At 49.9% G+C, this 13908-nt stretch carries 13 protein-coding genes; 6 read left to right on the forward strand and 7 right to left on the reverse strand.

What is annotated here, in order from left to right:
* Positions 1-94: 94 nt before the first annotated feature.
* From NST43_RS14635 to NST43_RS14645, 3 genes are all read left to right on the forward strand, one after another.
* Positions 95-1984 carry a DUF4838 domain-containing protein gene (locus tag NST43_RS14635; RefSeq protein WP_339225059.1) on the forward strand — a complete coding sequence of 630 codons (1890 nt, stop codon included), beginning with the start codon at positions 95-97 and terminating at the stop codon, positions 1982-1984.
* 30 nt (positions 1985-2014) lie between these two features.
* Entirely contained in the window at positions 2015-3061 is a 1047-nt protein-coding gene (locus NST43_RS14640) for a glycoside hydrolase family 3 N-terminal domain-containing protein (RefSeq protein WP_339225060.1), read from the forward strand.
* Between the two features lie 126 nt (positions 3062-3187).
* A complete protein-coding gene (locus NST43_RS14645) occupies positions 3188-3586 on the forward strand; it encodes a hypothetical protein (RefSeq protein ID WP_339225061.1) in 399 nt (132 codons plus the stop codon).
* 76 nt (positions 3587-3662) lie between these two features.
* On the opposite strand, the gene bioC is transcribed toward NST43_RS14645, so the two are convergent.
* From bioC to bioA, 6 genes are read right to left on the reverse strand one after another with little or no spacing between them, the layout of a single operon-like run.
* A complete protein-coding gene (gene bioC / locus NST43_RS14650; protein WP_339225062.1) occupies positions 3663-4523 on the reverse strand; it encodes a malonyl-ACP O-methyltransferase BioC in 861 nt (286 codons plus the stop codon).
* A complete protein-coding gene (locus NST43_RS14655; protein ID WP_209990778.1) occupies positions 4513-5301 on the reverse strand; it encodes an alpha/beta fold hydrolase in 789 nt (262 codons plus the stop codon). Before NST43_RS14655 ends, bioC begins: the two co-directional genes overlap by 11 nt.
* A complete protein-coding gene (gene bioF / locus NST43_RS14660) occupies positions 5298-6476 on the reverse strand; it encodes an 8-amino-7-oxononanoate synthase (RefSeq protein ID WP_209990780.1) in 1179 nt (392 codons plus the stop codon). Before bioF ends, NST43_RS14655 begins: the two co-directional genes overlap by 4 nt.
* A 13-nt stretch (positions 6477-6489) precedes the next feature.
* Positions 6490-7488, reverse strand: a complete 999-nt coding sequence (gene bioB, locus NST43_RS14665) for a biotin synthase BioB (protein ID WP_339225063.1) — start codon at positions 7486-7488, stop codon at positions 6490-6492.
* Between the two features lie 5 nt (positions 7489-7493).
* Positions 7494-8240: a dethiobiotin synthase gene (gene bioD, locus NST43_RS14670; protein WP_339225064.1), complete on the reverse strand. Its 747-nt coding sequence runs from the start codon at positions 8238-8240 to the stop codon at positions 7494-7496.
* Positions 8241-8245: 5 nt separating this feature from the next.
* Positions 8246-9568 (reverse strand): adenosylmethionine--8-amino-7-oxononanoate transaminase, encoded by a 1323-nt coding sequence (gene bioA / locus NST43_RS14675; RefSeq protein WP_339225065.1) that lies wholly within the window; start codon positions 9566-9568, stop codon positions 8246-8248.
* A 352-nt stretch (positions 9569-9920) separates the two neighbouring features.
* Between bioA and NST43_RS14680 the strand changes: the two genes are divergently transcribed.
* The 3 genes from NST43_RS14680 to NST43_RS14690 all read left to right on the forward strand — a co-directional run bounded on the left by NST43_RS14680 (position 9921) and on the right by NST43_RS14690 (position 13384).
* Positions 9921-11798, forward strand: a complete 1878-nt coding sequence (locus tag NST43_RS14680) for a beta-L-arabinofuranosidase domain-containing protein (protein ID WP_339225066.1) — start codon at positions 9921-9923, stop codon at positions 11796-11798.
* 252 nt (positions 11799-12050) lie between these two features.
* Positions 12051-12611, forward strand: a complete 561-nt coding sequence (locus NST43_RS14685) for a TetR/AcrR family transcriptional regulator (RefSeq protein WP_339225425.1) — start codon at positions 12051-12053, stop codon at positions 12609-12611.
* A gap of 20 nt (positions 12612-12631) precedes the next feature.
* A complete protein-coding gene (locus NST43_RS14690) occupies positions 12632-13384 on the forward strand; it encodes a (S)-benzoin forming benzil reductase (RefSeq protein WP_339225067.1) in 753 nt (250 codons plus the stop codon).
* Positions 13385-13488: 104 nt separating this feature from the next.
* Here NST43_RS14690 and NST43_RS14695 read toward each other — a convergent pair whose 3' ends face one another.
* Positions 13489-13725 carry a helix-turn-helix transcriptional regulator gene (locus NST43_RS14695; protein WP_173137324.1) on the reverse strand — a complete coding sequence of 79 codons (237 nt, stop codon included), beginning with the start codon at positions 13723-13725 and terminating at the stop codon, positions 13489-13491.
* Positions 13726-13908 lie beyond the last annotated feature (183 nt).

The following is a 13908-nucleotide window of genomic DNA, read 5'->3' on the forward strand; positions in this document are numbered from 1 at the left end:
TGTAATCGAAAAACCGAACACAATCGTAGCTGGTTTCGCCTTACTGATCCAATCCATAAAATTAAACCTGACGTTGTAAGAGGAGGAGAGTGCGATGCTAAGCTTGATACCCGAGCCGAAGCAGGTGAGAATTACAGACAAGAGGCCATGGCGGGCAGGCGGGGAAGTCCGTCTGCAACTGGCTATGGAAGTGGGAGACCCCCGGCTGGTGCTTCATTGCCGGCGGGCTTTTCCCGGCCGGGAAGTCACCACGACCGCCCCCCGAGCAGGTGAGGGATACTCGCTGCTGATTGAGGAGATTGTGAGAATCGAGGGAACGGAGGGGACTGAGAGCACTTCAGCGCAGGCATCGTCTGGAGAAGCCGTTCTGTATAACGGCAAGGGTTCGACTTCTAAGCCTACTAAGGCCGACCTGTCCGTGCTGAAGGGCCGGGCGGAAGGCTACATTCTGGAGATTAGCGCAAGCGGAGCCGTAATCCGCGCACTGGACGCCCCCGGACTCTATTACGGCTTGCAGACACTGCTGCAATTGCAGAGCCTGCACGGCGGTGGCGAGATTCCCGCGGTGTCCATTACCGATTGGCCCGATACGGAGCTGCGAGTGATGAATTTCGATCTGCGCCAGACCTTCTCGAAGCCGGAGCGGCTGATCGATTATCTGGCTGAATTCTCCCGTTACAAGACGAACGCTGTGCTCATTGAATACGAGGACAAGTTCCCGTTCAGCACGCACCGGGAATTCGTCCATCCGCAGCACGCGCTTAGCCGGGAAGAGCTGGAGGCGCTTCAGGCTGCTGCCCATGAGCATTATATCGAGATTATTCCGCTGCAGCAGAGCTTCGGCCATCTGGAGTATGTGCTGCGCCATGATGCCTGGAAGCATCTGCGGGAGACCGAGGAATCTACCGGCGAAATCTGCCCGTCCCATCCGCAGACGTATGAACTGATTACCGGCATGCTGGCGGAGATGATGGATGCCCATCCCGGATCACGTTATATCCATCTCGGCTGTGACGAGGTGTATAGCCTGTGTGAATGTGAAGCGTGCCGGAAGGAATTCGGCGGCGTACGGGAACGGGCCTTCATCTCCTTCCTGAACCGCCTGATTGAATTCACGGCCAGCCGGGGAAGGCAGCCAATCTTTTGGCATGACATGCTGGACAAATGCCCGCCCGAAGAGCTGGCGAAGCTTGATCCGCGCAGCGCAGCGATGATCTGGATCTATAACGGGCGCAACATACAAGCTGAGGTCACCTCCTTGACCCATAAGTTCAGGGCGCTCGGCATTGAGGTGATGGGTGCACCGGCAGTCCGCAGCTTCGACTGGGCGGAGCATCAGAACTACCCGGTCATTGATAACAGGACCGACAATCTGCTCCAGTGGGCAAAGACCGCAGAGCAGCTGGATATCCGCTGTATGGTCGCTACGAACTGGACCGGGCCGTTCAGCCTTGGCGTTCCTTATGGCGTATTCGAGACGACCTGGTATCCGATGCTGCTTCATGCCGATCTCGCCTGGAACCGGCGGGCAGATGCCGATACCTTCATCGACCGCTTCCTGGAGCTGTTCCATGGTATAACTCCAGAGACGGGTCATGCGCGGCTGGGAAATTACCAATTAGAGGATTACTACGATATCATCTGGAAGATAAGGGAGCATGTGCAGAGGAATAAGGATTACGCCGAGCTAATCGCAATTATGCATGATTTCGAGGTAGCAACGGACCGCTCCAGGGCGATTCACAAGTATGCCTACCGCTGGGAGCTGTACCCGGGCGACAGCGCGGAATGGCGCTCGCTGCTGAACAATTACACCCGTAACCATAACGGACGCGAAGCCGTCCGGCCCCGGATGCTGGAGGCGCTTTTGCAATACCAGCCCCGGGATATGGCCGAGCATTTCGTGAAATCGCGCTTCTATCTGCATGATTATCTGGAGCGGACGCTCTATCAGGAGCTGGGCCTTGTCCACAGCGAGGGTTAGCAAACAAACCGACAGGAGGATGGAACAGTTATGCAGCTGAATGAAGTGAATTCACCACAAGCTCCGGCAGCCATGAGTCTGGAGGACAAAATAGCGTTAATGTGCGTAGTTGGCACCCCCTCCACAGCAGCAGAGCCTGACTTCCGTGAACGGATGTCTCAGAACCGGTTCGGGGGGATCGGCTTGTTCCCCCATAATGTTAAGGATGAGCAGCAGACGCTGAAGCTGATGGAGGAGGTGCAGGCCATTGCCGGAGACTCCGGCATTCCGCAGCCTTACTATGTCTCGATCGATGAGGAGGGAGGCACGCTCTCCAAGTTCAAGACCTTCTATCCATACATTCCCGGCAACCGTGCTGCCGGATTAAGCCTGGATGCCGAGACCGCCTATCTCCAGGGTAAAATCATCGGCAGCCAGCTCCACGCGCTGGGCATCCCGATGAATTGGGCGCCAGTGCTGGATGTGAATACGAATATAGACAATCCGGTTGTAGGGGTGCGCTCCTTCGGCGAAGACCCTGAATGGGTTGCCGCCTTCGGTAAGGCATATATCCGCGGAATGCATGAGGCAGGCGTGGCGGTCACGGCCAAACATTTCCCCGGCCATGGACAAGTCAGCGGGGATTCCCACGTTGTCCTGCCAGAGTGCGAACTCACAATAGAGGAATTAATGAACGGGCCGCTGTTGCCATTCATCGCTGCCATCGAAGCCGGGGCCGATTCAATCATGATGGGTCATCTCGTCTTTCCTAACATTCCCGAGTCGGCAGGACTGCCTGCTTCACTGAGCCCCTTCTTTGCCGGAGACTTACTGCGCAGCAGGCTGGGCTTCGAGGGTATCATCTGCACGGATGATATTGAGATGGGCGCGATCAAGAAGAATTTCAACCCGGATGAGGTGGGCGTACTGGCTGTGCTGGCCGGCAATGACATGATTCTGATGTGTCATACCCCGGAATACCAGGAGCGGGTGATAGAAGGCATCCGCAAGGCTGTTCTGGACGGCGTCATCGAAGAGTCCAGAATTGACGAATCGGTCAACCGCATCCACCGCCTCTATGGGAAATTCCAGCAATAACAGGCGGCAGCCCGGCCCATTCCGCGGGAGTGCTGGAAGGAGGCGGCCCTGCAATATGCACGCCGCACGGTCAAGATCAGCCGCGATCCGCAGCAATTGCTGCCGCTGTCTCCATCGCGCCCATATATGCTGATCTTGCCGCAGCAGGAGCAGCTTACGATTGCCGACAACTCCGGCGGCAATGACATCGGTTTGGCCGCGATGCTGGAAGCAGAGGGCTTGTCCGTACAGTTGCAATACTGCAGCATGAAGCCCGAAGCCGCTGAAATCGCGGCCTTATGTGCACAGGCTGCCGGTCATGTAGTAATTCAGGGAACACTGAACGCCCATCTGTTCAGCGGGCAGCTACAGCTTGCCCGGCAGCTTGCAGCCGCCGGGCCGCTCTTGAACCTTGTGCTGCGCAACCCGTATGACGACGCATACCTGCCGCAGAATGCCGGAAGCATTCTGCTATGCTCCACCTCAGATTATTCACTTAAGGCGCTGGTAGAAGTGCTTATACAGGGAACGGAAGCAGCCGTTTGAGACTATTTTTACGTATTCGTCCTAGACTGGGCTGCCGTATTGAGCTGTTGTTATCAGTTAAAGAGCTTATCTTAATCTACCTATCGGTCAATGCTTGGATCAATAGAAGATCATAACTGGCAGCAACGCCTCCCTGTACGCTGAACTTCCCCTCGTATTCCTTATACATGTTGGTGAACAGGTGTCGCGCACTGAGACCACCCATAGTAACAGCCTCTGAAGTGCTGGCTCCCATCGCTTTTACCGAGTGAAGAAACTCTCTTGCTGAAGCATACTTTTCAGTCTGAATCGAGCGTTCATATTGGATATTTGTGAACCCTGATTCCTTCATCAAGTTAGTCCATTGGTCTGTCGATCGAAAAGTCAGTCCGTGACGCTGCGGCTCTAATCCGCTTGCTCGATAAACTTCATTAAAAGCCCTATGCATTTCGTAGAAAGTATCAGGCCCGAATGTCGTGAATATTAGCATGCCTCCAGGTCGAAGCATCCTCCGAAGTTGACCAATTGTTTGCCTAGGATTGCTCAGCCATTGAAAGCAGGCGTTGGAGACGATGAGATCAAACGAGGCTGTCGGAGCTTCTGGCGCCCACATTTCAACATCAGCATGCAGAAGGCGTAAACGATCCGATGTAATTTTTCCAATAATGTTCGCTTCAGCTGAAAGGACACGTTGTTCAGCCAATTTGATCATCGCGGGCGCAATATCAAGTGCAGTAATACTCGCACTGGGCCATTCATTTATTAGAATCTCTGTCAGTGCCCCCGTACCGCAGCCGATCTCAAGAATATTGAGACCGGCTACGTTACCTTTGTTCTTCCACCCTATGAAAGAACCTGCAAGGCGATCTGACATTATACGCTGAACTTGAGCGTGAGCGTCATACGAATTTGCACTTCGGTTAAATTGACGTCGAATATTACTTATCCTACTGCTCATGCCACCATCTCCTCAGTTCATCAGCTATATGATCTTCCTTTCCCAAGAACGGGGCATGCCCGCAGGCAGGTATCGTGAATAACTTTGCTTTAGGTAACTGGGCAATAAGCTCCGTTGCGGCGCCGTAAGGACAAATACTATCCTCAGTCCCGTGCACAAGAAATACCGGACAAGTGATGCTTTTCAGTTGAGACAAGCAATCCTCGTTGCGCAAAATCTGAAGACCTGCGATTAGCGCTGGAGTTGTCCAACTACCTATGGGGGGAAGGCTTTCGCCTATATCGGACTCCCATTCTGCCTCCGTAAACATGAGCTGCCGGAAATTTGTTTCAACGGCTTGCCGATCCTTTACAATCCCTGTAATCATCTTCCTAACGTATGTATCTACCCAACCGAGGTCAATCTCTTCTTTTGAACGAGTAAATCGAGCCGTTGCAGCGAACAACAAAAGGCCATCAGCGAACCCTTTGGACGCTAGTCTCAGAGCAAGTAAACCTCCGAGAGACCAACCTGCTATCAACAGCGGACCGCAGGAAGCCCTTGTCCTATAAGCCGCTCCATCCAAATTCAGAACATTTTTAGCTGCTATTTCAGTTTGGATCAATATTTTCTCTGGAGTATCAGCATTACTGTAATCTACAGAAACATGATGAAAATCAGGCAGCAACTCACGAAGCCGATCGAAAACCGCGTCCGGCATACTCCATCCGCACAACCATAAAATGGTGCCGCTTGTCTGCGTCTGAGTTTTAACTGAATCAATATCCAATGCAATCATGGACTCAACACCCCTAGTCGAAGTCCGATGTTGTGGATGCGTGCGACTGCATTGGTCAACTCCTTATCCGTGTGAACGGCTGACAAGGAGAAGCGAATGCGCGCTGTGCCATCAGGAACAGTAGGCGGACGGATGGCAACCGCTAGGACCCCCTCTTCTTCAAGCGCTCCACTGAACCGTAAGGCCGCATCGTTATCGCCTACGATCAAAGGTACAATTGGCGAGTCGCTGGCACCGATGTTAAACCCGGCGTCACAAAGCGAGGACCGAAATAACCTGCTTGCCGCATAAAGCCTTTCTCGACGCCAGTTTTCCTCTTGTACCAAAGCTAACGCCTTTGAAATACCAGCTACGATAGAAGGAGGCAGCGCTGTTGAATATATGAGTGGTCTAGCCTTGTTCACCAGCCATCGAATTAGCGTGCGGCTGCCACAGATATAAGCGCCGTAGACACCGAACGATTTGCTGAATGTTCCCATATGAATATCAACATCATTTTGCAACCCAAGTTCATGGCATAATCCCTCGCCTCGCCCCCCGTATATCCCCCCACTATGTGCCTCATCCACCATAAGCATCGCCCCGTATTCGCGTTTGAGCGAAATGAGTTCATGTAAGCGCGCCTGGTCGCCATCCATGGAGAAAACAGCATCTGTAACAATCAGCTTACGCCGTTTATCACGATACTTAATCAATAGTGTACGCAAATGTTCCATATCGTTATGACGGTACCGAGCATGCTCCGCACGGCTCAATACAATGCCGTCCACAATGCTTGCATGGTTCAACTGATCGCTGAAAACAACATCTCCTCGGCCTATTAGCGCACTAATTACACCAGAATTAGCCATATAGCCATTTGCAAATACTAACGCTGCTTCGCAGTTCTGCCAATCGGCCAGTGACTCTTCAAGACGAACATAAGGCAACCGGTTGCCTGTTACTAGGCGTGAAGCTCCTGAGCCAGCTGCTTCCGTGAGCAGAGCCTCGCGCATCACTTCCATTATGGCAGCATGCTGGGAGAGTCCAAGATAGTCATTGGAGGACAAGTTGAGTAACACTTGTTCTCCGCGCACCGTATAGCCAGGAGATCCCGATACTGAACTACTTGCATGCAAGGAACGCTCCAACGAAGCATCAGACAATAATTCAAGTTCTTTTTCCATCCAGTTCATGATCGACACCGCCTTAAAGTGCATTTAATTCAATCTCAAATCCCAAATCCTCAATAATTTGATGATCAGCCGTTACGTCTTGGCCCGCTGTCGTTAAATAATCACCTACAAATAGTGAATTTGCGGCGAACAGTGACAAAGGCTGCAGTGTACGGAGGTTGACCTCACGACCACCAGCCACGCGGATTTCTTTAGACGGACAAATGAAACGAAATAGAGCTAGTACCTTCAACGCTTTCATAGACGGTGTGCGGCCTGCATGTTCCAGAGGTGTTCCCGGTATCGCATTCAGGAAATTGATCGGAATCGAATCCGCATCTAGTTCGCGAAGTGCATAGGCCATTTCAACAATTTCTTGATTTGTCTCGCCCATGCCGATAATAACACCAGAGCAAGGGGACATGCCGTATGTTTTTACCTTCTCCACGGTTTCAAGACGTTGATCATAGGTATGGGTCGTCGTGATGGATGGGTAATTAGCTCTGCTCGTGTTCAAGTTATGGTTGTAACGATGTACGCCAGCTTCTGCAAGACGTTTCGCTTGATCGTCCTTGAGAATGCCCAGACATGCGCAAATTTTTAGAGGCATTGTATGACGAATTTCTCTAACCGCGTCCACTACTTGATCTAGCTCCTTGTCTGTTGGTCCCTTCCCAGCAGCTACAATGCAATAGGTTCCGGCTTTGCGTGCCATCGCTTCACGTGCGCCTGATAGCAACGTGTCTTTATCTAGCAGGGTGTATTTCTTAACCGGTGCCGTGGAAATGATCGATTGTGAGCAGTAGCCGCAGTCCTCAGGGCATAAGCCGCTTTTGGCATTGATGATCATATTCAGCTTCACTTTTTTACCGTAAAAATGTTTCCTCACCTTAAACGCAGCCTGCATGAGTAGCAGTATCTCATCGTTGTCCGCTTCCAGCACAGCAAGCCCTTCCTCTATTGTTAAACATTCTCCCTGCAATGCTTTTTGGGATAGCGATTGCCACTCCATCTCCGATGCAACTGTTTCCATCTCAATCATCCTCCCATATATTGAACTGCAAATGCCTCTCTGATAGGCGTGAATTGTATTGTGTTTCGTACGGTATGTATCAACGTCTCTGAAGTCGCTTCGGCGTACAAATGTGGAAACCGGCCGAGTACCTTAAGGTTGCTGTATTGTTCAATTAGTTGTGCATTCGTAGTAACACTCGGATCGTCATTCAGCTCTGTTAGTTCTCCATCATTTAAAATGACCCCAACAATGGGGACGCCGCGATTCTGAAGGAATGATGCAGTCAGAAGTGTGTGGTTAATGGTCCCGAGGCCAGAACGGGCTACAATTAGAGCAGGTATCCCAAGCTCCGAGATTAAATCCACCATGAGGGCGTCTTCGGTCAGCGGTACAGCTACGCCGCCCGCGCCTTCGATGAGCAGCACTTCGTATCGTCTAGTGAGCGGTAAGCCAGAGGCGATTATCTCATTCAGCGTAAGGGTCACACCAGCCTGCTTGGCAGCAAGCATGGGCGTAAGCGGAGCTTCAAATGTAAATGGCGCGACTGCCTCTGGCCGCTCATTGATTTCCGTGCTTTTCAGCAGTCGCTCAGCATCGGTAAGTCCACTACCAAGAGGTGCACCAGACTGAATCGGCTTCCAGACACCGGCATTCAGCCCTTCAGCGCGGAGCATAGCGGTAATGGCTGCCGTTACAACAGTCTTCCCTACACCTGTGTCCGTACCTGTCACAAATAATCCGCGTACCTGTCCACAGTTCACTTTGTTCATCTAATTTAACCACCTTCGGTGACTTGGCGTATCGATTCCGTCAATATATTTATCATGGCATCCAACTCAGCTTCACTGCTGGCAAGCGGAGGGATGAAGACAATCACATTCCCGAGTGGTCTTGTTAGCATGCCAAGTTCTCTGGCCCGCTGACTCGTACGAACGCCGATTCGATCTGACCAATCGTATGGCTCTCGTGTAACCTTATCCCGCACAAGTTCTATTCCGATCATCAGTCCCTTTTGTCGGATTTCACCGACGTGCGGGCGGTCTTTAAGCGCTGCGAGCTTATGCTCGACAAATGATGCCTTTGCTCTTACTCCTTCGACCATGTTGCGCTCTTCAAACAGCTTCAAGCTAGCCAAAGCAACGGCACAACCAAGCGGGTTCCCTGTGTAAGAATGACCGTGGAAAAATGTTTTCTGCTCTTGGTAATCAGCATAAAACGCCTCGTACACCTCGTCAGTCGCAAGCGTCGCTGCCACTGGCAAATAGCCGCCAGTCAACCCTTTCCCAATCACCATCAAATCTGGTGAAACATCTTCGAGTTCACAAGCGAACATAGCGCCCGTTCGACCGAAACCTGTCGCCACCTCGTCAGCTATGAGCAGCACACCATGCTCGCGGCATAGCCTAGCCATCTGACTTAAACAACCCGGAGGCATGAGAATGATGCCACCAGCCCCTTGCACAATCGGCTCCACGATGAGAGCCGCAATCTCATCTGCCCTCGTCTCAAGCAAATTACGCAGTGCAGTTAGCGTAGCTTCCAATGCCTTCGTCTCACCACCCTCATGGCGATAAGCGTAGGGATAAGGAATAACGTGCGAAGAAAATAACATGGGGCGGAACACGTCATGATACAAAGGAATTGCACCAACACTCACCGCGCCAATTGTATCTCCATGGTACGCTTGATTCATCGTGATAAACTTCGTTTTACCTCGTATCCCCTTGTTATGCCAGTATTGAAAAGCCATTTTGATCGCGATCTCAACACCGGTTGCTCCTGAATCTGAGTAAAACACTTTATTTAATCCTTCCGGAGTAATTCCCACCAACTTTTCTGCAAGTTCGATTGCTGGTACATTGGCCATTCCGAGAAGGGTAGAGTGGGCGACACGCCCTAACTGTTCTGTGATCGCCTGATTTAGCTCCGGCACGTTGTGTCCATGTACGTTGAGCCAAACGGATGAGAAACCATCATAATAAGCGCGTCCTTGAACGTCATACAGCATAATGCCTTCGCCACGTTCAATAATGAGCGGATCAGAGTCATTGTAGTCTTTCATTTGAGTAAAAGGATGCCATAAGTGATCCTTATTCATGGCAGCAAGCCGTTCGTAATCTGTTATCACAAATTATCACCATCCGTTAATTGTTTTTTTAATTGTCAACCAAAATGATCATTTAAGGTTCACAATCGGATTTGGTTATTTTAGCAGACCTAGACGCCCCTGTAAAGAGAATTCAAAGTGTTAGATTGAGGATTGACACCATACAGAATGACCCGCGGAAAAGCGAAGCGGTCGCCTTTGTCCCCGGATTTTCACCGCTCATCAGTATGAATCAACTTTATATGAGTATTAATCATTGGATTGTTGGAAGCGCTGCTATATACTTTCATTGTGAAATCCTACCTACTGAATATTTAATCCACCAGATTAAGGGGCTGTAGCAATGAGAGAACTGAAGGGCAAACAGGTCGTTCTTCAAGATCATGATTTGAAACGCAGAGAAGAGGCCAACCGCCGGTATCTGATGAAACTGACGAATGATAATCTCCTTTTCAACTATAAAGTAGAGGCAGGAAGATATGACGGCAGGGATATTCCGGAAGATGCGCACGGGGGCTGGGAGACGCCGGTCTGCCAGATCCGCGGACATTTCCTGGGACACTGGCTGTCAGCGGCAGCGATCCGGTATCATGAGACGGGCGATCTGGAGCTCAAGCTGAAGGCCGACCTCATTCTGGACGAGCTGGCTGAATGCCAGAAGGACAACGGAGGACAATGGGCCGCGCCGATTCCCGAGAAATATCTGCACTGGGTAGCTCAAGGTAAGGCAATCTGGGCGCCGCAATATAACATTCATAAGCTATTTATGGGTCTTGTCGATATGCATCAGTTCACCGGGAGTCAGAAGGCACTTGATATCGCAGACCGTTTCGCCGACTGGTTCGTCGCCTGGAGCAGTACCTTCACCAGGGAGAAGTTCGATGACATTCTGGATATGGAGACAGGCGGTATGCTGGAGGCTTGGGCCGATCTGCTGGAGCTAACCGGGAACGAAAAATACACTGTTTTGCTGGAACGGTATTACCGCAGCAGATTGTTCCGTCCGTTACTAGAAAATAAAGACCCGCTGACCAACATGCACGCCAACACGACCATTCCTGAGGTACTCGGCTGTGCCAGAGCTTACGAGGTCACCGGCGAGCAGCGCTGGATGGATATCGTTACGGCCTACTGGAAATGTGCGGTCACCGAGCGGGGAACACTGGCAACGGGCGGCAATACGGCCGGTGAAGTGTGGATGCCGAAGATGAAGATCAAGGCCCGCCTTGGAGACAAGAATCAGGAGCATTGTACGGTATATAATATGATCCGTCTGGCAGAATTTCTTTTCCGGCACACTTCAAATCCGGCCTATGCGCAGTATATTGAATATAATATGTACAACGGGATTATGGCGCAGGCCTATTACCAGGAATACCATCTGACCGGCAACAAGCACAGTAATCCGGCAACCGGGCTGCTGACTTACTTCCTGCCGATGAAGGCCGGGCTGCGGAAGGACTGGAGCACGGAGACAGACAGCTTCTTCTGCTGCCATGGAACGATGGTCCAGGCCAATGCGGCGCTGAATAGAGGGATCTATTATCAGGAGCAGGACGAACTATATGTCTGCCAGTATTTCCGCTCGGAGCTGACCACCGAGATCCACGGAGTGAATGTTCGGATTCAGCAAACCCAGGATCATATGAGCGGAAGCATGCTGAACTCCTCGAATACGGCCGGACAGCAGGAGCTGAATGAGATTACTGCACTTCATGAGAACATGCCGGATTACAGAAAATATGACTTCACCGTCCATACCAGCTCTGCCAGCGAGTTTGCCGTCCATCTGCGGATTCCAGACTGGATCATGTCAGAAGCCGTGATCTATGTGAACGGCGAGCTGCACGGGAAGTCTGCGGATCACTCCGCCTTCTACACGATACTGCGGAACTGGCAGGACGGCGACCGGATCAGCATCATTCTGCCGGTAGGCATCCGGTTCATCCCTCTGCCCGACGACGAGCAGACCGGCGCGTTCCGCTATGGCCCGGAAGTACTGGCCGGCATCACCGAGAACGAACGGATTCTCTACACCCCATTAGCGAATGCAGCCGGTGAGATCATTATGGAGAACGAACGGGAGTGGGGGAGCTGGCGTTACTTCTTCAAGACCACCCGTCAGGACCCGGGCATCCAGCTCAGAAGAATCCGGGATATCGGGTACGAGCCTTATCAGGTGTATTTCCCGGTAAAATCCCCCCACAAAGTGGGGTTTTAGCTTCGATGTCTATTCAGGTACTTTGCGGGGACCCCGGAACATATACATTCTTGTCTATTTAAATAAGCATAGGCGTTATTTAGCAGAATAACCACCTGCATCCTTGCAGGTGGTTATTTTATGTGTAATTTTTTTGAACGATCGGTCGTTAAATTATTGACATTTCATTAGGTTAATCCTTATAATGACATTAATTCAATCGAAGGGAGCCTGAGGGTTATCAAGAAAAAAGAGATTACATCCAGTTACATCATTCAGGCAGCATTTGAGCTTTTTGCTGAATGTGGGATAGAGAAAACGAGTTTGGGTATGATTTCAAAAAAAGTGGGGATCACCAAATCCTCTATTTATTATCATTTTGCTACAAAAGAAGAGCTGATCAGCCGGACCTTTGAGCATATTTTCCGGGATCATCATTTTACAGCGTACTTTGATACGGAATCCGCCAATAAAGACAATTTTGCAGAAATATTACTCAGCGGTGGTCTAAGCATGCTGCCAAGCGGCGGGGAAGAGTATCGTTCCACATTAAGGGTGCTGAGTGAGTTTGCGATGCTGGCTGAACGGGATGAACAATTTAGAGTCCCATTCTTGAGAATCCAAGAAGATTTTGTAACCGGTTTTGTGCAACTTCTGTCCAAGGGCGCTGAATTCGGGCTTATTGCTTCTTCAACCATCGGGGTTAACGCAGCCATTCTTGCCTTGCTTATAGATAATTTGTCCAGATGCAAGATGATGAAGATGGACCTCGAATATGAGCTGATTTGGGAAGAGGCTGTCCGAAGAATGATACTTCGTGAAGATCACCAATAACTTACAGGGGGCAGATACACTTGAAACATATTATTATTACAGGTACATCCAGAGGAATCGGTGAATCCCTGGCTAATCAATTAATCGACCCGTCCCACCATCTGATATGTATATCCAGAACGGCTAACCAAGGACTCATTGAGCGAGCGAAGCAACTGGATTGTCAAATGGATTATTTCCATTATGATTTAACGGACATCAGCGGTATCGATCAGCTTGTCGAAAATATTTTCAGCCGAATTGAGCTTCGTTCCAGCAATGAAGCCATATATCTGATCAATAATGCCGCCATGCTGACTCCTGTAAGCCCAATAGAAATGCTGGAAACGGAGAAAATAATCGAGAATATCCACTTAAATCTGTTAGCGCCGATGGTAATCACCTCCAACTATCTAAAGCTGACTAAGCATATGAATGTGGACAAAAGAATCCTGAATATCTCCTCAGCTTCTGCGAAATACATATTACCTTCACAAAGCGCCTACAGTACTGCCAAAGCTGGTTTAGACTCTTTTACCAAGTGTATAGACATAGAACAGAAGCTCGCTACCTATCCGGCAAAAGCAGCAGCAGTATATCCCGGCATGATCGATACAAGCTTGCAATCGGAAATACGGTCTGTATCCACTGAGCTGTTCCCCTATGTCAATGAATTCATTCAGCTATCTGAAGAAGGGAAGCTGCAATCGCCGGAATACACCGCGTCTAAATTAATTGAAATTCTTGTAAGTGATGATTTCGGAGAGAATGTTATTATTGAGACGATCGGTTAACGTGGAGAGAAAAGAAAAACCACCAATGAAGGTGTAGAACCTTCACGGGTGGTTTTTTCTTATAAATGAACCTTTTGCCGTGAAAAAATATGACAATGGGCAATTCAATTGCCATTTTTTTGCGCATCTGCACTGTGATTTGAGTATTTCCATTCATCTACTTCACGGGGATCAACACCAAACAAGTGACTGATTAGAAGCGCCAATGTAACATTCGGGAGTACCACACCATACTCAATATTCTGGTAGTTGCGCAAGGTGCATTTCATGGTGTCGTTAATCTGATGTACGATGGATTCTTGGGTATACCCTGCGGCTTTCCGTGCATCCTTTATCCTCAAAATGCAATATCTCCCTCAACTTTTCGGTATGTTTTTATGATAGGGGAGGAAAGAAGTTAATTTAACGCCTTATAATACACGAAATATATTGCGTTATGAATTTTTCAGTATATAATAATAGATGTAAACGGGTTAAATAGGAAAATATCCCTTTATATTGACCGATGTTCGATTCAATCTTAG

The sequence above is a fragment of the Paenibacillus sp. FSL H8-0332 genome (assembly GCF_037963835.1).
GTDB classification, from domain to species: Bacteria; Bacillota; Bacilli; order Paenibacillales; family Paenibacillaceae; genus Paenibacillus_AQ; species Paenibacillus_AQ rhizoplanae.

Coding starts and splice junctions, on each gene's coding strand:
- NST43_RS14635 (WP_339225059.1), top strand. CDS start 95: ATGCTAAGCTTGATACCCGAGCCGAAGCAGGTGAGAATTACAGACAAG.
- NST43_RS14640 (WP_339225060.1), top strand. CDS start 2,015: ATGCAGCTGAATGAAGTGAATTCACCACAAGCTCCGGCAGCCATGAGT.
- NST43_RS14645 (WP_339225061.1), top strand. CDS start 3,188: ATGCTGATCTTGCCGCAGCAGGAGCAGCTTACGATTGCCGACAACTCC.
- bioC (WP_339225062.1), bottom strand. CDS start 4,523: ATGAGCAGTAGGATAAGTAATATTCGACGTCAATTTAACCGAAGTGCA.
- NST43_RS14655 (WP_209990778.1), bottom strand. CDS start 5,301: ATGATTGCATTGGATATTGATTCAGTTAAAACTCAGACGCAGACAAGC.
- bioF (WP_209990780.1), bottom strand. CDS start 6,476: ATGAACTGGATGGAAAAAGAACTTGAATTATTGTCTGATGCTTCGTTG.
- bioB (WP_339225063.1), bottom strand. CDS start 7,488: ATGGAAACAGTTGCATCGGAGATGGAGTGGCAATCGCTATCCCAAAAA.
- bioD (WP_339225064.1), bottom strand. CDS start 8,240: ATGAACAAAGTGAACTGTGGACAGGTACGCGGATTATTTGTGACAGGT.
- bioA (WP_339225065.1), bottom strand. CDS start 9,568: ATGAATAAGGATCACTTATGGCATCCTTTTACTCAAATGAAAGACTAC.
- NST43_RS14680 (WP_339225066.1), top strand. CDS start 9,921: ATGAGAGAACTGAAGGGCAAACAGGTCGTTCTTCAAGATCATGATTTG.